The organism is Streptomyces sp. NPDC002265 (genome assembly GCF_040296125.1).
GTDB lineage: Bacteria > Actinomycetota > Actinomycetes > Streptomycetales > Streptomycetaceae > Streptomyces.
In genome coordinates, this window is the sequence record NZ_JBEOWS010000068.1 from 13,974 (window position 1) to 32,537 (window position 18,564).

An 18,564-nucleotide genomic window follows, 5' to 3' on the forward strand; every position below is an offset into this window, starting at 1 on the left:
CACGCAGGCAACGAGGAGTATCGCCATGTCCGAAGCGCAAAAGGTCGACAACCGGCCAAGTGCCGTACCACCGGCGGCAGGTGGGGTCGACGGGTTCTTCAAGATATCCGCCAGGGGCTCCAGCATCGGCCGGGAGATACGCGGCGGCTTCGCCACGTTCTTCACCATGGCCTACATCCTCGTCCTGAACCCCATCATCCTCGGCAGCGCCAAGGACAAGTTCGGGCACACGCTCGACACCGGTCAACTGGTCACCGCCACCGCGCTGGTGGCCTGCGTGATGACCGTCATCATGGGCATCGGCGGCAACCTCCCGCTCGCCATCGCCGCGGGCCTCGGCCTCAACGCCGTCGTCGCCTTCCAGATCGCCCCGCTGATGAGCTGGGACGACGCGATGGGCCTCGTCGTCCTCGAAGGCATCCTGATCTGCGTCCTGGTGCTCACCGGCCTCCGGGAAGCGATCATGAACGCGATCCCGCAGCAGCTCAAGCAGGCGATCGGCGTCGGCATCGGTCTGTTCATCGCGTTCATCGGCTTCGTGGACGCCGGGTTCGTCAGCCGTATCCCGGACGCGGCGAACACCACCGTGCCGGTGCAGCTGGGCGCCGTCGGCCGGCTCACCGGCTGGCCCGTGCTGGTCTTCTGCCTCGGTGTGCTGCTCACCATCGCGCTGCTCGCGCGCAAGGTGAAGGGCGCCATCCTCATCAGCATCGTGACCATGACCGTCGTCGCGATCGTCATCGACGCCGTCGCCGACATCAAGAGCTGGGGCCTGACCACCCCGAAGGTGCCGGACAAGATCGTCGACAGCCCGGACTTCGGCCTCGTCGGTCACTTCAGCCTGTTCGGCGGCTTCGCCGAGGCCGGTGCGCTCACCGCGGTCCTGCTGGTCTTCACCCTGGTCCTGTCGGACTTCTTCGACGCCATGGGCACCATCGTCGGGATCAGCGCCGAGGCCGGGCTGCTCGACGAGCAGGGGCAGGTGCCGGGCATCGGCCGGGTCCTGTTCATCGACGGCGCCGCCGCCGTCGCGGGCGGACTGGGCTCCGCCTCGTCCAACACCGCCTACATCGAGTCCGCGGCCGGCGTCGGCGAGGGCGCCCGCACCGGCTTCGCCAACCTGGTCACCGGCGGCCTGTTCGGCCTCGCGCTCTTCCTCACCCCGCTGCTGACCATCGTCCCGCTCCAGGCCGCGGCGCCCGCGCTGATCGCGGTCGGGTTCCTGATGATGACCCACGTCAAGCACATCGACTGGGACAAGTTCGAGATCGCCATCCCGGCGTTCCTGACGATCGTCGCGATGCCGTTCACGTACTCCATCACCGACGGCATCGGCGCCGGCTTCCTCGCCTACGTCGTCATCAAGACGGTGCTCGGCAAGGCCAAGGAGGTCAACTGGCTGCTGTGGGCCGTCTCGGCGCTGTTCCTGGTGTACTTCGCGATCGATCCCGTGGAGCAGCTCCTCGGGGTCAAGTAGGACCGGCGGGGGCGGTCCCGCCGGACCGCCCCCGCCCGTACGTCACTTGAGCGCCGCCTTCATCATCGCCCTGGCCACCGGCGCGGCCAGCCCGTTGCCGCTGACCTCGGAGCGGGCCGCGTCCGACTGCTCGACCACGACCGCCACGGCGACCTCCTCGCCGGTCGAGTCGGACGTGCCGTACGAGGTGAACCAGGCGTACGGCGTCTTGCTGTTGTTCTCGCCGTGCTGGGCCGTGCCCGTCTTGCCGCCCACGGTCACCCCGGCGATCAGCGCGTTGGTGCCGGTGCCCCGCTCCACGACCGTCTGCATCGCCGACCGCAGCTGCTTCGCGGTGGCGGAGCTGACGACCTGGGTGCCGGCCGCCTCGTCGTCGTAGTTCTTCAGCACGTCGCCTCCGCCGTCGGTGATCTGCGCGACCATGTGCGGGGAGACCAGCTTGCCGTCGTTGGCGATGGCCGCCGACACCATGGCCATCTGCAGCGGTGTCGCGGTGACGTCGAACTGGCCGATGCCCGACAGGGCCGTCTGCGCCTCGTCCATGCCGGACGGGTACACGCTGGGGTAGGCCCGGACCGGGACGTCCCGGCTGTCGTCGTCGAAGCCGAACTTCTCCGCCATGGCCCGCACCTTGTCCTGCCCGAGCTGCACGGCCATGTGCGCGAAGACGTTGTTGCAGGAGTACTGCAACGCGACCCGGATCGTGGCGTCCGCGCACGGCGCCGAGGCGTTCTCGTTCCTCAGGACCGTGCTGGTGCCCGGCAGGGTGTACGGGTCGGGGCTGTCCGTGCGCTCGTCCACCGACGTGTACAGACCGTTCTCCAGCGCGGCGGCCGCCACCACCAGCTTGAAGGTCGAGCCCGGCGGCAGCGGCTGGCGCAGCGCCCGGTTGGTGAGCGGCTTGTCGGCGTCGGCGGTGAGCTTCTTCCAGGCCGCCCCCGCGGTGTTGGCGTCGGTGAGCGACGAGGGGTCGTACGACGGGGTCGAGACGACCGCCAGGATCCTGCCGGTCTTCGGGTCGATCGCTACGGCCGCGCCCTTGTTGCCGCCGAGCGCCCGGTACGCCGCCTTCTGCACGGCGGGGTCGATCGTCGTGATCACGTTCCCCGGGTCCGCGCGCTTGCCGGTGACGGTGTCCAGGGCGGTCCGCAGGCGGTCGTCCGTGCCGTTGAGGAGGTCCTGGTAGATGCCCTCCAGCTGGGTCGGCGCGTAGCTCTGCGAGGCGTAGCCGGTCACCGCCGCGTACAGCTCGCCGTCCGTGTAGGTGCGTCGGTAGCGGAGATCTCCGTCCTTCGTCCGTGCCGAGCCGGTGATCGCCTCACCGGCCACGACGATGTTCCCGAGCGGGTCCGCGTACGTCGTGATCGCGTTGCGCCGGTTGTCCTTGTCGTCCGCGAGTGCCCGGCCGTCGTAGAACTGCACCCATGTCGCCCTGACCAGCAGGGCCAGCACGAGGAGCAGCGCGAAGACCGATGCGCGCCTGATCGTCTTGTTCATCGCGCCCGGACAGACGAACGGGCGGAGGGGAATCGTTCCCATCCGCCCGGTTTTCTCATCGTATGCTCATGCGACGTGACGTCGGCCGCCTCAGTCGCGCAGCGTCAGCACGATCTCGGCGATCTCCTCGCCGCGCGCGTTTGCGAAACCGGTGGCCCGGGCGCTCTCGCGGAAGCCGCACTTGCGCAGCACCCGCAGCGACCCCTCGTTGTCCGCCGCCGCCCGTGCGTACAGCGGGCGCTCGCTCACCTCCGTGAGCAGGAGCCGCAGCGCGGCCGTGGCGATCCCGCGCCCCCAGTAGGCGCGGTCCACCCAGTACGTCACCTCGCGCTCGCCCGGTTCCCCGTACACCGAGGCGGTTCCGACGACGTCCCCGTCGACCAGCACCGTACGGACCAGCTCCCGGTCCCTTATCCGCCGCCACTTCGCCTCGAAGTCGTCGCGGTCGGCCGGGTCCTGAGGTGTGAACGCGGCCATCCGCAGGGACTCCGGGTCGTTCATCTGCCGGAAGAAGACCGCCAGATCACTGTCGTGCACCTTGCGCAGGGCGACTTCCATCGTGTCTAGAGCCTCCGGGTGGCGAGCGTCAGTCGGTCGCGGGCGTCGAACAGGGCGTCCTTCACCAGCTGCTCGTGGGCCGGGGTGAGCCGGGCCACCGGCACCGAGCAGCTGATCGCGTCCCGGGCCGGGGTGCGGTACGGGATGGCGACGCCGAAACAGCGCAGGCCCAGCGTGTTCTCCTCCCGGTCCACGGCGAAGCCCTGCTCCCGGACCTGGTGCAGTTCCTCGATGAGCTTCTCACGGTCGGTGATCGTGTGCTCCGTCAGCGCCGGGAGCGACTCGGGCAGCAGCTTGCGGACCTGCTCGTCCGTGTACGTGCTCAGCAGCGCCTTGCCCAGGGAGGTGGAGTGGGCGGGCAGCCGGCGGCCGACCCGGGTGAAGGGGCGCAGGTAGTGCTGGGACTGCCGGGTGGCGAGGTAGACGACGTTCGTGCCGTCCAGGCGGGCCAGGTGGATGGTCTCGGTGGTGTCGTCCGAGAGCCGGTCCAGGGTCGGCCGGGCCGCCGCGACCACCTCGTCGCCGTCGATGTAGGAGGTGCCGACGAGCAGCGCGCGCACCCCGATGCCGTACCGCGTGCCCGTCGCGTCCGTCTCCACCCAGCCCAGTTCCACCAGCGTGCGCAGCAGCATGTACAGGCTGGACTTGGGGTAGCCGACGGCCTCCTGGACCGACGCGAGGGAGTGCATACCGGGCCGTCCGGCGAAGTATTCCAGCAGTTCAACCGTCCGCACCGCGGACTTGACCTGCGCTCCGCCGCCCGTCTCGCCTGCCGACATCGCCCTTGACCCCTTCGTTCGACGGGAAATAGTCTCCGACAGCATATTCATCATCAGAGACGGCGTTCAGTATATCGAACGCCCTGGTGGATGACGTACGTACTGCGGCATTGCATGCGGTATTCGATGTGGAGGGACCCGCGGTGGCAGCAGCACCAGTCTGGAGTGTCGACCCCCGAACCGGGAAGCAGCGTGAACAGGTTGCGGTGGCGGCCACGGCCCAGGAGGTGGACGCCGCCGTCCGTGCCGCGCACGACGCGCGTGGCGCGCTCGCCGACCGCACCGTCCGCGCGGCCTTCCTGCGCGCCGCCGCCACGCACCTGGAGGCGGCCCGGGACCAGCTCGTCGAGGCCGCCGACGCCGAGAGCGCGCTCGGTCCGGTCCGGCTGACCGGGGAACTCGCCCGCACCTGCTTCCAGCTGCGGGCCTTCGCGGACATCGTCGACGAGGGCGCCTTCCTCGACGTGGTCATCAACCACCCCGACGACACCGCCACCCCGCCGATCCCGGACCTGCGCCGCTACAAGGTGCCGCTGGGTGTCGTCGCCGTCTACTCGGCGTCCAACTTCCCCTTCGCCTTCTCCGTCGCGGGCGGCGACACCGCGAGCGCGCTGGGCGCGGGCTGCCCGGTCGTGGTCAAGGCCCACCCCGACCACCCGGCGCTGTCCGAGCTGGTCGCCAAGGTGGTCCGCCGGGCCGCCGCGGAGCACGGCATCCCGGACGGTGTGCTGGGTCTGGTGCACGGCTTCGAGGCCGGTGTCGAGCTCATCAGGCACCCGCTGGTGTCCGCCGCGGGCTTCACCGGCTCCGTCCGGGGCGGGCGCGCGCTGTTCGACGCGGCGGCCGCGCGGCCGGTGCCGATCCCGTTCCACGGCGAGCTCGGATCGCTGAACCCGGTCGTGGTGACGGAGGCCGCGGCCGTGGAGCGCGCCGAGGCCATCGGGACCGGGCTCGCCGGGTCCATGACGCTCGGCGTCGGACAGTTCTGCGTGAAGCCGGGGCTGGTGCTGGTGCCGGCGGGCGCCGCGGGCGACGGACTGGTCAAGTCCCTCACGGACGCCGTCAGCGACACCGAGGCCGGGGTCCTGCTCGACCACCGGATGCGCGACAACTTCATCGCCGGGGTGGCCGAGCGGGCCGGGCTGGCGGACGTGGACTCCCCGGTGACCCCCGGCGCGGGCGGCGAGCACACGGTGAGCGCGGGTTTCCTGACCGTACCGGCGAGCAGGCTGACCGCCGGGAGCGAGTACGACCTGCTGCTGGAGGAGTGCTTCGGACCGGTCACCGTGGTAGTCCGCTATGAGGACGACCACGAGGTGCGCGCGGTGCTGTCGCGGCTGCCGGGCAACCTGACCGCCACGGTCCAGCTCTCCGAGGCCGAGGCGGCGGGCGAGGGGCGCGGCGCGGAGATCCTCGCCGAGCTGACCCCGCTCGCCGGCCGCGTCCTGGTCAACGGCTGGCCGACCGGGGTCGCGGTGGCACCGGCCCAGCACCACGGCGGCCCGTACCCGGCGACGACCTCGACGTCGACGTCGGTCGGCGGCACGGCGATCGAGCGCTGGCTGCGGCCCGTCGCCTACCAGAACGCGCCGGAGGCCCTGCTGCCCCCGGAGCTGAAGGACGACAACCCGCTGGGTCTGCCGCGCCGTTTCGACGGCCGGCTGGAGCGGTAACCGGAGTCCTCTTCCCCGGCCGGCCGGACGGCGGCCGAGAGGGCCGCGGCGATCGCACGCCCCTCTCGGACCCGTCCGGCCCCCGCAGCCCGGCCGTCTGCCGACACGGACCCGGACCCCCCTCGGGTTTCTCCGGACCACCTGAGAGAATCCGCCGATGGACGTCGAACTCCCCGAACTCCCTTTCCCCTTGCGCACCTACGGTCCCGACGGGCACTGGGTCTACGAGGACGGAATGCTCAGCGGATGGGCCGGACCCCGGCAGGACCGGTTCGTGTCGCCCACCGGCGAGGCGCTCGATCCCGCCACCGACGCACCCCGGCTGCTGGGGGCGCCCGAAGGCGACTTCCAGCTGATCGCCCGGGTCACGGTGGGCTTCGCCGCAGCCTTCGACGCCGGAGTGCTCTACGTCCACGTCGGCGAGCGGGCCTGGGCCAAGCTCTGCCTGGAGTACTCCCCGGACGTGCCCACCGTGTGCACGGTGGTCACCCTGGGGCACTCCGACGACGCCAACTCCTTCACCGTGGAGGGCAGTTCGGTCTGGCTGCGGGTGAGCAGGACCGGCCGTGCCTTCGCCTTCCACGCCTCCCGGGACGGCAAGCGCTGGACCTTCGTCCGGCTGTTCACCCTCGGCGGGGAGAAGGAGACGGGTGCCGCCCTGGTCGGCTTCATGTCGCAGTCGCCGATAGGGGAGGGCTGTGTCGTCACCTACGACCACATCGAGTTCCGGCCCGCCTGGCCGGACGATCTGCGGGACGGCAGCTGAGCCCGGGATCCAGCAATCCGGCGATCCGGGGCGGGCGGGAATAGCGCGGGCTGTTTGAACGTTCACGCATGCGGCGGGGGGTGGCTCCGCCGACCGGCGGAGGGAGTCTCCGCACCCGTACGACCCGGAGAGAGCCGAAGACATGCGCGTCGAGATCTGGAGCGACATCGCCTGCCCGTGGTGTTATGTCGGAAAAGCCCGTTTCGAGAAAGCGCTCGCGGCCTTCCCGCACCGTGACCAGGTCGAGGTCGTGCACCGCTCCTTCGAGCTGGACCCCGGGCGCGCCAAGGGCGACACCGTGGACGTGCTCACGATGCTCACCAAGAAGTACGGCATGAGCCAGGCCCAGGCCCAGGCAGGGGAGGACAACCTCGGCACCCAGGCCGCCGCCGAGGGACTGGCGTACCGCACCCGGGACCGCGACCACGGCAGCACCTTCGACATGCACCGGCTGCTGCACTTCGCCAAGGAGCGGGGCCGCCAGGACGAGCTGCTCCAGATCCTGTACCGGGCCAACTTCGCCGAGGAGCGCTCCGTGTACACCGAGGGCGACGAGCGGCTGGTCGAGCTCGCCGTCGAGGCCGGACTGGACGGCGACGCGGCCCGCGAGGTGCTGGCGGACCCGGACCGCTACGCCGACGAGGTCCGCGCCGACGCGCGCGAGGCCGCCCAGCTCGGTGCGAACGGCGTACCGTTCTTCGTCCTGGACCGCGCCTACGGCGTCTCCGGTGCCCAGCCCGCGGAGGTCTTCACCCAGGCGCTGACCCAGGCGTGGGGCGAGCGCCCGGTGCTGAAGCCGGTCGGCGGCGACGCCGCGACCGACGGCGCACAGGCCTGCGGCCCCGACGGGTGCGCGCTGCCGCAGTGACGAAAGCCCAGCTCCGGGCCCATCCATAAGCGTTCGTTGGCGAAACCCTCCAAGAATGCGCAATGGACGGTGACTTCACGGGACCGCAGAGTGGTTCCATGCAGAACTTCGAGAGCGTCGTCCGTGCCGAGTTCGAACCGAAGAACACCTTCCTGAACACCGCGAGCAACGGGCTGCTCCCGGCCCGCACGGTGGCCGCCCTGTCCGAGGCGGCCCGCATCCGGGCCGAGGGGCGGCCGCTGACCTCGCTGCACACGGACGTGGAGGAGTCCCGGGCCGCGTTCGCCCGGCTGGCCGGTGTCCCGGTCACCCGGGTGGCCGCCGGCCCCTCGGTCGCCGCGCACACCGCGCTGATCGCCGCCTCGCTGCCCGCCGGCGCCGAGGTGCTCACCGCCGAGGACGACTTCGCCTCCGTGGTGAACCCCTTCCACGTCCGCGGCGACCTCAAGGTGCGCGCCGTGCCGCTGGAGCGGCTCGCCGAGTCCGTCCGGGCGGGCACCGCGCTCGTCGCGGCCAGCGCCGCCCAGTCCGCCGACGGGCGGATCGCCGACCTGAGCGCGGTGCGCGAGGCGGCCCGGACGCACGGGGCACGGACCTGCGTCGACTGGTCCCAGGCCGCCGGCTGGCTGCCGATGGCCGCCGACGACTTCGACTACTCCGTCTCCATCTGCTTCAAGTGGCTGCTCGGCCCGCACGGGGCGGCCTTCCTCGTCGTGCCGGAGGACTTCGGCGGACTCACCCCGCTGCTGGCCGGCTGGGTCGCGGGGGAGGAGCCCTGGGACAGCTGCTACGGCCCGGTCGCCGAACTCGCCCACTCCGCCCGCCGGTTCGACGTCAGCCCGGCCCTGTTCAGCTACGCGGGACTGCGCCACTCGCTCGCCCTCGTCGAGGAACTCGGGGTGGACGCCGTGCACGCCCACGACCTAGCCCTCGCCGACCGCTTCCGCGCGGGTCTCGCGTCCCTCGGCCGCGAACCGCTGCCCTCTCCCGGCTCGGCCATCGTCTCCGTGCCCGGACTGGGCCGTCTCCAGCCCGAGTTGAGCCGTGCGGGCATCGAGGTCTCCGACCGCGCGGGCAACCTGCGCGCCTCCTTCCACCTGTACAACACCGCCGCGGACGTGGACCGGCTGCTGGACGTCCTGGCGGGCTGAACCTCCGGCTCACCGGACCGGCGTGAAGTCCCTGGCCCCGATGTACTCGGGCCGTCGTACCGGAGCCGCGAACGGTTCCACCGCGGCGTTCTCCACGCTGTTGAACACGATGAAGACGTTGCTGCGCGGGAACGGCGTGATGTTGTCGCCGGACCCGTGCATGCAGTTGCAGTCGAACCAGGTCGCCGAGCCGGCCCGGCCCGTGAACAGCCTGATGCCGTGCCGGTCCGCCAGCGCGGTCAGCGCCTCGTCCGACGGTGTGCCCGCGTCCTGCATCTGGAGGGACTTCTTGTAGTTGTCCCGCGGGGTGGCCCCCGCGCAGCCGAGGAACGTGCGGTGCGAGCCCGGCATGATCATGAGGCCGCCGTTGGTGTCGTGGTTCTCGGTCAGCGCGATCGAGACGGACACCGTGCGCATGTTCGGCAGACCGTCCTCGGCGTGCCAGGTCTCGAAGTCGGAGTGCCAGTAGAAGCCGCCGGCCCCGAACCCCGGTTTGACGTTGATGCGGGACTGGTGGACGTAGACGTCCGAGCCGAGGATCTGCCGGGCCCGGCCGACCACGCGCTCGTCGCGGACGAGCCGCGCGAACACCTCGCTGATCCGGTGGACCTCGAAGACGGACCGGATCTCCTGGGACTTCGGCTCCCGGACGGACCGCGGGTCGGCGCGGACGGCCGGATCGGCGACCAGCCGCTCCAGCTCCTGCCGGCAGACGGCCACCTCGTCGTCGCCGACGATCCGGTCGACGGTGAGGAAGCCGTCGCGTTCATAGGCCTGGAGGTCGGCCGTCGAGACCGGTCCCGGGGTGTCCGGGGCGCCCCAGACGACCGGGTCCTGGCGCGGGACGACGACCTCGCCGGTGCCGCGGCTGGGGTACAGATCGGTGATCACGGTCATGGGCGTCACACCTCCTCGGGCTCGGTGAGCAGCGGGTACACACCGTTCTCGTCGTGGTCCTCCCGGCCCGTGACGGGCGGGTTGAACACGCAGATGCAGTGGAAGTCCTCCTTGACGCGCAGCGTGTGCCGCTCGTGGCCGTCGAGGAGGTACATGGTGCCCGGGGTGATCGTGTACGTCCGGCCGGCCTCGTGGTCGGTCAGCTCGGCCTCGCCCCTGGTGCAGACGACGGCCTCGATGTGGTTGGCGTACCACATCGACGTCTCGGTCCCGGCGTACAGGACGGTCTCGTGCACCGAGAAGCCGACCCGTTCCCGGGCGAGGACGATCCGTTTGCTCTCCCAGGTGCCGGACTTCGCCCTGACGTGCCGGTCGGTGCCTTCGATGTCCTTGAACGATCGGACGATCATGGGTAGTGGTCCCTCCTTGTCAGACGGTTTCCCGGAGCCTCGTCAGGCGGTTTCCCTCACGGCGCGGGCCAGGACGCGCAGGCCCTCGTCCAGTTCCTCGGGGGTGACGGTGAGGGCGGGCAGCAGTTTCACCACCTCGCTCTCCGGGCCGGACGTCTCGATGAGCAGCCCGAGTTCGAAGGCCCGCCGGGCGACCCGCTCGGCGCGGTCCTTGTCGTGGAACTCCAGGCCCCACACGAGCCCCCGGCCCCGGTACTCGCGGACGTCGGCGAGGTTCTCCTCGGTGATCGCGACGAGTGCCTGCTCCACCTGTTCGCCGCGGGTGCGGGTCTGCTTCTCCATGGCGGCCCCGTCGGCCCAGTACGTCTCCAGCGCGGCCGTCGCCGTCACGAACGCCGGGTTGTTGCCGCGGAAGGTCCCGTTGTGCTCGCCGGGCTCCCACACGTCGAGTTCGGGCCTGAACAGGCACAGCGACATCGGCATCCCGTAGCCGCTGATGGACTTGGAGACGGTGACGATGTCGGGGGTGATCCCGGCCTCCTCGAAGGAGAAGAAGGCCCCCGTACGGCCGCACCCCATCTGGATGTCGTCGACGATCAGCAGCATGTCCTGGCGCTCGCACAGCGCGGCGAGCGCGCGCAGCCACTCCGGGCGGGCGACGTTGATGCCGCCCTCGCCCTGCACGGTCTCCACGATCACTGCGGCGGGCTTGTTCAGACCCGAGCCCTGGTCCTCCAGCAGCCGCTCGAACCACAGGAAGTCCGGCACCCGGCCGTCGAAGTAGTTGTCGAACGGCATGGGCGTGCCGTGCACCAGCGGTATGCCGGCGCCCGCCCGCTTGAACGCGTTGCCGGTCACGGCGAGCGACCCGAGCGACATCCCGTGGAAGGCGTTGGTGAACGACACGATCGCCTCGCGGCCCTTCACCTTCCGTGCCAGCTTCAGCGCGGACTCGACGGCGTTGGTGCCGGTCGGCCCCGGGAACATGACCTTGTACGGCAGGTCGCGCGGGCGCAGCACCAGGTCCTGGAAGGTCCGCAGGAACGACCGCTTGGCGACGGTCGACATGTCGAGCCCGTGGGTGACACCGTCGCGCTGCAGATAGTCGATCAACGCCCGTTTGAGCACGGGGTTGTTGTGGCCGTAGTTGAGTGATCCGGCGCCGGCGAAGAAGTCGAGGTAGCGGCGGCCGTCCTCGTCGTACATCTGGCTGCCCTGCGCGCGGTCGAAGACGACCGGCCAGCCGCGGCAGTAGCTGCGCACCTCGGACTCCAGGGTCTCGAAGATGCTCAGGTCGGGCTGGGTGATGGTCACGGCGAAACGCTCCTCGGTGCGACGGGTGTCGGTGCAACGGGTTTCGGTACGACGGGTGTCAGTGCGACGGGTGTCGGTACGACGGTGTCAGTGCGACGGGTGGGTCAACGGGCCGATGCGGTACAGGACTTCGGGTGCGTGCGGGCCGTCGGGGAAGTGGCCCGCGGCGAACAGCACCTCACGGGTGACACCCGCTCCGTGCCGGGCGGCGTACGAGGTGAACAGGCGCTCGGAGGCGGTGTTGTCCGGTGTGATGGTGGTCTCGACGCAGGTGAGCGGGTGCTCGGCGGCGATCCGGGCGGTCAGCCCGTCGAGCAGTGCGGCGGCGAGGCCGCGGCCGCGGTGGGCGCGGTCGACCGCGACCTGCCACACGAGCAGGGTGTGCGGGCGCTCGGGCCGGACGTACCCGGTGACGAACCCGACGGGCCGCCCGTCCTGTCCGCGGGCCACCGCCGACGTCCCGGCGAAGTCGCGGCACCACAGCAGATAGCTGTAGGAGGAGTTCAGGTCGAGTGTCCCGGAGTCCTTGGCGATACGCCAGAGAGCGGCCCCGTCCGACACCGACGGGCGGTCGATGTGCAGGTCTGCTTGTGCGGCAGTCATGCAAATTGAATTTACCGAGGGAAATTGAAAAATGCATGACGGGACGGGCTTACGTCTGAGCCCGTCCCGTGTTATCGCGTGGGGGCGCGCAGGAGGCAGGGGGCGTGCGGTATGTGCGCTTTTAAGTGGCAGAAAAGGCGCAGAACGGGCGCCCTGTGGAACGTGTCACACGGGTATGGCCTTCACGGAATCCCCGCGGAACACCCGCTCGGATACGCGCGAAATCTTTGCGTTTAGGTACGTGATCAGCGGGCAGGAGAATGCGGGGAGCTGCCCTGGAGTGTAATTATATAAATCCCCGGATCCAGGGATCGGATCCGGGGATTATTGGAATGGCCGCGAATTCGGAATTGTCAGGCGGGCAGGTTCTCGGCCCAGGCGTTCGCCACGGCCTGCCGTGCCGCCTGCGGGTCCACGTCCAGGCCCTGGTCGGCCAGTGCGGCGCCGAGGGCCGCCAGGCTCGCCTGTACGGCCTCCACCGTCGCGTCGGCGCCGTAGTGGTTGACCCGGATCATTTCCTTGGCCAGCGCGCCCCCGCCCGCGGCCAGCGGCAGCGCGGGGTCCGCCGCCAGCGACCGCGCCACCAGCTCCGACGCCGCCACGCCCGAGGTCGTCCGCAGCGTCGTGGCGACCGGCGCCGCGTCCCGCTCCTCGTACACGTACGGCTCCAGGCCGCCGCCCAGCGCCACCGCCCCCGCCCGGGTGGCCAGCGCGGCGCTCCGGTGCCGGGCCATCACCGTGTCCAGTCCCGCCGTCTCGATCCGCTCCACGCACGCCTCCAGCGCGAGCATCTCCAGCTGCGCCGGTGCGTGCAGCAGTGCCTTGCGGCCGCCGTCGACCCAGCGCTGCTTCCAGTCGAGCAGCGACAGGTACGACCGGCGCGGCGCCCGGGGGTTGGCGGCCATCCGGGCCCAGGCCCGCTCGCTCACCGACACCGCCGACACGCCGGCCGGACCGCCCATCGCCTTCTGCGCGCCGATCACGCACAGGTCGACGCCCCAGGCGTCCGGCAGCACCGGCTCGGCCCCGACGGAGGCCACGGCGTCCAGGTAGAACAGGGCGCCGTGGGCCCGTACCGCTTCGCCGATCTCCGCGACCGGGTTGGTGTTGCCGGTCGCCGCCTCGGCGTGCACCAGCGACACGAAGTCGATCTCCGGGTGCTCGGCGAGGGCCGCCCGCACCTGGCCGGCGGTGACGGCCGTGTGGAAGGGCACGGCCAGGTCGATCACCTTGGCCCCGCAGTCGCGCAGCCAGTCGCCGAAGGTCTGCCCGTACGGGCCGGTGATCACGTTCAGTGCCGTCGTGCCGGGACCGGCGGTCCCGCGGATCGCGCCCTCCAGCGGCAGCAGCGCCTCGCCCTGCATGATCACGACGTCCTGGCGGGTGCCGAGGAGCCGGGCCACCCGGTCCTCGATCGAGGCGAAGCGCGCGGCGCTCAGCGGGGGCAGGTCGAGGAACGGGTGGGTCACGGCGGTGCTCTCTTCGCTCTCTGTCACTCACGGGTGGCCGACCGCTCACGGATGGTCGACGCTGACGAGGGTATCCGGCGGACGTCGTCCCTCGTCGACCGGCGACTTCTTAGGCTGTACGGCCGCGTAGCCATCGGTTTGATTTGAGAGACCCAAACATCTCCTTATAATCGGAACCCACAGCTCGCTCACAGCACCCCATAACCCCCATGGACCCCTTCAGGAGGTCACCCCGTGAACACCCCTCTCGGACGCCGGACCCGCGTCCTGGCCGCCACCGCGGCGACGGCCGGACTGGTCCTCGTGGCCGGATGCTCCTCCGGCGGCAGCGGCTCCGGCGCCACGAAGACGGCGGCCGGCGGGGTCGAACTCGTCAAGGCCGGGCAGCTCACCACGTGCACCCATCTGCCGTACCCGCCCTTCCAGTCCGAGATCGACGGCAAGGTGCAGGGCTTCGACGTGTCGCTGATCGACCTCGTCGCCAAGAACCTCGGCGTGAAGCAGGCCATCGTCGACACGCCCTTCGAGAACTTCAAGACGGGCGCGTTCCTCAACTCCGAGCAGTGCGACCTCGCCGCCGCCGGTATGACGATCACCGAGGAGCGCAAGAAGAACGTCGACTTCTCCGACCCGTACTTCGACGCCACCCAGGCCGTCCTGGCCGACAAGGACAGCGGCATCACCTCGCTCGCCGACGTCAAGGCGAAGGGCAAGAAGCTCGGCGCCCAGGCGCAGACCACCGGTGAGGACTACGCGAAGAAGCAGGGCTTCGACCCGGTCTCCTTCGAGTCCTCCGACGCGGTCCTCAGCGGACTGCGCAGCGGGCAGGTGCAGGCCGTCATCATCGACTACCCGGTCGTCCAGGGCTGGCTGAAGGACAAGGCCAACGCCGACGCCTTCAAGGTGGTCGACAACCTCAACACCGGTGAGCAGTACGGCTTCACGGTGAAGAAGGGCAACACCAAGCTCCTCGCCGCCATCAACAAGGCGATCGCGGACGCCAAGGCCGACGGCACCTACAAGAAGCTCTACGAGAAGTGGATCGGCCCGTACGACGCGGCCGCGGCCTCCGCCTCCCCGTCCGCCTCATGAGTGGTGCCGACACGCCCCTCCAGCCCCGCAGGTCCGGACTGAGCCGGAGCCAGAAGCGCCGGATCTCGCGCGGCGCGCAGTACGTCGTCTTCGTGGCCGTCGTGATCGCCTTCGCGGTCACGGCGGACTGGGGCCGTCTGCAGAACCAGTTCTTCCAGTGGGACCTGGTCAAGCAGATGTTCCCGGAAGTCATCACGCTGGCGCTGAAGAACACGGTCCTCTACACGACGTTCGGCTTCGTCGTCGGTCTCGTGCTGGGCATCGTCATCGCCCTGATGCGGCTGTCGTCGGTGGGTCCGTACCGCTGGTTCGCCGGAATCTACATCGAGGTCTTCCGCGGTCTGCCCGCCCTGGTGATCTTCATCTTCGTGGGCGTCGCGGTGCCGCTCGCCTTCCCGGGCACGGAGATCCCGGGCGGGACGTACGGCAAGGTCGCCCTCGCGCTCGGTCTGGTGGGTGCCGCGTACATGGCCGAGACGTTCCGCGCGGGGATCCAGGCCGTGCCCAGGGGACAGATGGAGGCGGCCCGCTCGCTGGGCTTCTCGCACGCCCGGGCCATGGTCTCGATCATCGTCCCGCAGGCGTTCCGGATCATCCTCCCGCCGCTCACCAACGAACTCGTGACCCTCTTCAAGGACTCCTCGCTGGTGCTGTTCCTCGGTGTCACCCTGGAGGAGCGGGAGCTGTCCAAGTACGGCCGCGACCTGGCCAGTACGACCGCCAACTCCACGCCGATCCTGGTCGCGGGCCTGTGCTACCTGCTCGTCACGATCCCGCTCGGTTTCCTGGTACGACGTCTCGAAGCGAAGTCGGGGGAGGCCGCCAAGTGAGCACACCCGAGATCATGGTGAAGGACCTGCACAAGTCCTTCGGCGACAACGAGGTGCTGAAGGGCATCGATCTGGAGATCGGCCGGGGCGAGGTCGTCTGTGTCATCGGCCCGTCCGGCTCCGGCAAGTCGACCCTGCTGCGCTGTGTGAACCTCCTGGAGGAGCCGAGCAAGGGCCAGGTGTTCGTCGGCGGTACGGAGGTCACGCATCCCGACGTCGACATCGACGCCGTACGCCGCCGTATCGGCATGGTCTTCCAGCAGTTCAACCTCTTCCCGCATCTGTCGGTGACCGAGAACCTCATGCTGCCGCAGCGCCGGGTGCTCGGCCGGGGCAGGGCGGAGGCGGCCCGGATCGCCGCCGAGAACCTCGCCCGGGTGGGCCTCGCGGAGAAGGCCGGCGCCTATCCGGCCGTCCTCTCCGGCGGCCAGCAGCAGCGCGTCGCCATCGCCCGCGCCCTCGCGATGGGGCCCGAGGTGATGCTCTTCGACGAGCCGACCTCGGCACTCGACCCGGAGCTGGTGGGGGACGTCCTCGCCGTCATGCGCATGCTCGCCGACGAGGGCATGACGATGATGGTCGTCACCCATGAGATGACCTTCGCGCGCGAGGTCGCCGACCGCGTCGTCTTCATGGACGGCGGGGTGATCGTCGAGCAGGGCCTCCCGGCCGACGTCATCGGCAGACCGCGCCATGCCCGCACCCGCCACTTCCTCTCCCGCCTCCTCGACCCCGCCATGGCCGAGGTGGAGGAGGAGACCTCGGACCAGGTGGGCGGATCCGCCTAGCGGCTCACTAAGGTGCCAGGCATGAGCGATCACGCGGTGCTGCACGTGAAGGGCCGGGTACTCGTCGGCCCGGACGACGGGGACGTCCGGGACGAGCTGTGGGTGGTCGGCGGGCGGATCTCCTACGACCGTCCCGCCGGCGCCCGCGACATCCGGACCGTCGAGGGCTGGGTGCTGCCCGGCCTCGTCGACGCACACTGCCATGTGGGCCTCGGCCCGCACGGCCCGGTCGACGCGGACGTCGCCGAGAAGCAGGCACTGACCGACCGCGAGGCGGGCACCCTGCTGATCCGGGACGCGGGCTCGCCCTCCGACACCCGCTGGGTCGACGACCGCGAGGACCTCCCGAAGATCATCCGGGCCGGCCGGCACATCGCCCGCACCCGGCGCTACATCCGCGGCTACGCGCACGAGATCGAGCCGGACGAACTGGTCGCCCACGTCGACCGGGAGGCCCGGCGCGGCGACGGCTGGGTCAAGCTGGTCGGCGACTGGATCGACCGTGACCTCGGCGACCTGTCGGCCTGCTGGCCGCGCGAGGCGGTGCAGGCGGCGATCGAGCAGGCCCACCGGCTGGGCGCCCGCGTCACCGCGCACTGCTTCGCCGAGGACTCCCTGCGGGACCTCGTCGAGGCCGGTATCGACTGCGTCGAACACGCCACCGGCCTGACCGAGGAGACGATCCCGCTGTTCGCCGAGCGGGGCGTGGCCATCGTCCCGACCCTCGTCAACATCGCGACCTTCCCGCAGCTCGCCGCGGGCGGCGAGAGCAGGTACCCGCGCTGGTCGGCCCATATGCGGCGGCTGCACGAGCGCCGCTACGACACCGTGCGCGCCGCCTACGACGCCGGTGTCCCGGTGTACGTCGGCACCGACGCCGGGGGCAGCCTCGCGCACGGCCTGGTGGCCGCGGAGGTCGCGGAACTGGTGACGGCCGGCATCCCCGCGGCCCAGGCGCTCTCGGCCACCACCTGGGGGGCGCGCGACTGGCTGGGCCGCCCCGGCCTCACGGAGGGGGCGCCGGCGGACCTGGTGGTGTACGAGGGGGACCCGCGGGCGGACGTACGGGTGCTGGCCGCTCCGCTGCGGGTGGTGCTGAACGGGCACGTCGTCGGCTGAACACCTCCGCGGTCACCGCGTCGACCCGCCCGGGTCCGCGCCCCTCACGACGCACTCGGTTGACGACGCGTGACCGGCCGGGCCGGTGGGTCGTTGCGCCTGCTCGTGCGCGCGGCCGGGCGACCCGTGCGCGTATGACGTGAGGCATGGGGGTGACCTGCTGGAACACCCGTGCAGCAAGATTCGAAAAAGTGCACGGAAATCCCACGATGGAGTGAAGTGCCCCAAGATGGCCGCCCGTTCACCCTTGGTGCGTAATCCTTGCCGGGTCCCGAGCACGTCACTTCTGGGGGTCCCACGCCTTGAACGGCAACCACTTCCGCATGCCCGCACGCCGTCTCGCCGCCGTCGCCGCGGCCACGTCCCTGGCCGCCGGTCCCGCGGCCCTCGTCGCGGCGGACACCGCCCACGCGACGACCGGCCAGGGCCGTGCGAGCGCCGCCGTCCTGCGCACCGGACTCGACGTGGCCCTGCTGAACAAGTCCGTGGATGTCCCCCTCGCGGTCTCGCTCAACGAGGTCGAGGCGCCGCAGCGGACGAACGCACAGCGGACCGCGCTCCGCGCCCGCCTCGACGGCGTCGACGGCGGAAAGCCGTTCAGCGTGCTGAGCGCCGAGGTGGCGACGGCGAAGGCCACCGTCACCGCCGACAAGGCGGAGGGCTCCACCGAGCTCGCCCATGCCCGGCTGCACGTGCCCGGCCTGCCCCTGCTGTCCGTCATCGAGGTCGACGGCGTCACCTCGAAGGCGACCTGCGAGGCCGGGAAGACGCCGGTCGCCTCGGCGAACGTCCTGGGCGCGGTCACCGTCCTCGGCAAGCGGACCACGCTGACCGCGGGCGGGCCCACGGACGTCAAGGTGCCCGGCGTCGGCGAGGTGCGCCTGGACCTGTCGAAGCGCGAGACCACCTCCCGTACGGCGGCCGCCACCGCGCTCGAACTCACCGTGTCTATCAACCCGTTGAAGCTGAACGTGGCCGAGGTCAAGGGCACCCTGAGCCTGGCGCAGGCGACCTGTGAGGCCCCCGAGGCCGCTGCGGTGGTTGAGCCCTCGGCGCCCGCGGCGGCGGCCGATCCCGGCACGTCCGACGTGACGACCAAGGGTGCGCCCGCGCAGGCCGACCTGGCGCAGACCGGCGGGAGTTCGGTGACCCCGTACCTGGTGGGCGGCGCGGCCGCGCTCCTGGTGGCGGGCGGGGGAGCGGTGGCGCTGTCCCGGCGCCGGGGCTGACCACCCCGGCAGCCGGTTCCGGGGCCGACCACCCCGGAACGGCG

At 70.8% G+C, this 18,564-nt stretch carries 18 protein-coding genes; 10 read left to right on the forward strand and 8 right to left on the reverse strand.

The window, feature by feature from the left end:
• Positions 1-25 precede the first annotated feature (25 nt).
• Positions 26-1,477 carry an NCS2 family permease gene (locus ABT085_RS14950; RefSeq protein WP_351606586.1) on the forward strand — a complete coding sequence of 484 codons (1,452 nt, stop codon included), beginning with the start codon at positions 26-28 and terminating at the stop codon, positions 1,475-1,477.
• Between the two features lie 42 nt (positions 1,478-1,519).
• Here ABT085_RS14950 and ABT085_RS14955 read toward each other — a convergent pair whose 3' ends face one another.
• From ABT085_RS14955 to ABT085_RS14965, 3 genes are all read right to left on the reverse strand, one after another.
• On the reverse strand, positions 1,520-2,974 hold the full coding sequence (locus ABT085_RS14955; protein ID WP_351606634.1) for a peptidoglycan D,D-transpeptidase FtsI family protein: 1,455 nt from the start codon (positions 2,972-2,974) through the stop codon (positions 1,520-1,522).
• A 90-nt stretch (positions 2,975-3,064) separates the two neighbouring features.
• A complete protein-coding gene (locus ABT085_RS14960; RefSeq protein ID WP_351606588.1) occupies positions 3,065-3,532 on the reverse strand; it encodes a GNAT family N-acetyltransferase in 468 nt (155 codons plus the stop codon).
• A 5-nt stretch (positions 3,533-3,537) separates the two neighbouring features.
• Positions 3,538-4,311 (reverse strand): IclR family transcriptional regulator, encoded by a 774-nt coding sequence (locus ABT085_RS14965; RefSeq protein WP_152892745.1) that lies wholly within the window; start codon positions 4,309-4,311, stop codon positions 3,538-3,540.
• Between the two features lie 143 nt (positions 4,312-4,454).
• On the opposite strand from ABT085_RS14965, the gene ABT085_RS14970 reads away from it, so the two are divergent.
• From ABT085_RS14970 to ABT085_RS14985, 4 genes are all read left to right on the forward strand, one after another.
• Entirely contained in the window at positions 4,455-5,984 is a 1,530-nt protein-coding gene (locus ABT085_RS14970; RefSeq protein ID WP_351606591.1) for an aldehyde dehydrogenase (NADP(+)), read from the forward strand.
• Between the two features lie 157 nt (positions 5,985-6,141).
• The gene (locus ABT085_RS14975) at positions 6,142-6,750 is read left to right on the forward strand and encodes a DUF1349 domain-containing protein (RefSeq protein ID WP_351606593.1); all 609 of its coding nucleotides are present in this window, start codon (positions 6,142-6,144) and stop codon (positions 6,748-6,750) included.
• Positions 6,751-6,892: 142 nt separating this feature from the next.
• A complete protein-coding gene (locus ABT085_RS14980; RefSeq protein WP_351606595.1) occupies positions 6,893-7,618 on the forward strand; it encodes a DsbA family oxidoreductase in 726 nt (241 codons plus the stop codon).
• A 98-nt stretch (positions 7,619-7,716) separates the two neighbouring features.
• Complete coding sequence (locus tag ABT085_RS14985) at positions 7,717-8,769, forward strand: aminotransferase class V-fold PLP-dependent enzyme (RefSeq protein WP_351606598.1); 1,053 nt, start codon at positions 7,717-7,719, stop codon at positions 8,767-8,769.
• Positions 8,770-8,778: 9 nt separating this feature from the next.
• Here ABT085_RS14985 and thpD read toward each other — a convergent pair whose 3' ends face one another.
• The 5 genes from thpD to ABT085_RS15010 all read right to left on the reverse strand — a co-directional run bounded on the left by thpD (position 8,779) and on the right by ABT085_RS15010 (position 13,462).
• A complete protein-coding gene (gene thpD, locus ABT085_RS14990; RefSeq protein ID WP_351606600.1) occupies positions 8,779-9,666 on the reverse strand; it encodes an ectoine hydroxylase in 888 nt (295 codons plus the stop codon).
• 5 nt (positions 9,667-9,671) lie between these two features.
• The gene (locus ABT085_RS14995) at positions 9,672-10,076 is read right to left on the reverse strand and encodes an ectoine synthase (protein WP_351606603.1); all 405 of its coding nucleotides are present in this window, start codon (positions 10,074-10,076) and stop codon (positions 9,672-9,674) included.
• Between the two features lie 42 nt (positions 10,077-10,118).
• Positions 10,119-11,390, reverse strand: coding sequence for a diaminobutyrate--2-oxoglutarate transaminase (ectB, locus tag ABT085_RS15000; protein WP_351606606.1), 1,272 nt, complete (start codon positions 11,388-11,390; stop codon positions 10,119-10,121).
• Between the two features lie 87 nt (positions 11,391-11,477).
• The gene (ectA, locus tag ABT085_RS15005; protein ID WP_351606612.1) at positions 11,478-11,993 is read right to left on the reverse strand and encodes a diaminobutyrate acetyltransferase; all 516 of its coding nucleotides are present in this window, start codon (positions 11,991-11,993) and stop codon (positions 11,478-11,480) included.
• 353 nt (positions 11,994-12,346) lie between these two features.
• Positions 12,347-13,462 carry a pyridoxal-phosphate-dependent aminotransferase family protein gene (locus tag ABT085_RS15010; protein WP_351606616.1) on the reverse strand — a complete coding sequence of 372 codons (1,116 nt, stop codon included), beginning with the start codon at positions 13,460-13,462 and terminating at the stop codon, positions 12,347-12,349.
• Positions 13,463-13,696: 234 nt separating this feature from the next.
• Here ABT085_RS15010 and ABT085_RS15015 point away from each other — a divergent pair, with 234 nt between their 5' ends.
• The 5 genes from ABT085_RS15015 (at position 13,697) to ABT085_RS15035 (ending at position 18,520) form a co-directional block, all read left to right on the forward strand.
• The gene (locus tag ABT085_RS15015) at positions 13,697-14,554 is read left to right on the forward strand and encodes a transporter substrate-binding domain-containing protein (protein ID WP_351606619.1); all 858 of its coding nucleotides are present in this window, start codon (positions 13,697-13,699) and stop codon (positions 14,552-14,554) included.
• Positions 14,551-15,384, forward strand: a complete 834-nt coding sequence (locus ABT085_RS15020; RefSeq protein WP_351606622.1) for an amino acid ABC transporter permease — start codon at positions 14,551-14,553, stop codon at positions 15,382-15,384. Before ABT085_RS15015 ends, ABT085_RS15020 begins: the two co-directional genes overlap by 4 nt.
• Complete coding sequence (locus ABT085_RS15025; protein ID WP_351606624.1) at positions 15,381-16,172, forward strand: amino acid ABC transporter ATP-binding protein; 792 nt, start codon at positions 15,381-15,383, stop codon at positions 16,170-16,172. The genes ABT085_RS15020 and ABT085_RS15025 overlap by 4 nt, the downstream gene beginning before the upstream one ends.
• A gap of 21 nt (positions 16,173-16,193) precedes the next feature.
• Entirely contained in the window at positions 16,194-17,291 is a 1,098-nt protein-coding gene (locus ABT085_RS15030) for an amidohydrolase family protein (RefSeq protein WP_351606627.1), read from the forward strand.
• A gap of 302 nt (positions 17,292-17,593) precedes the next feature.
• Positions 17,594-18,520: an SCO1860 family LAETG-anchored protein gene (locus ABT085_RS15035; RefSeq protein ID WP_351606629.1), complete on the forward strand. Its 927-nt coding sequence runs from the start codon at positions 17,594-17,596 to the stop codon at positions 18,518-18,520.
• The last annotated feature ends 44 nt before the right edge of the window (positions 18,521-18,564 follow it).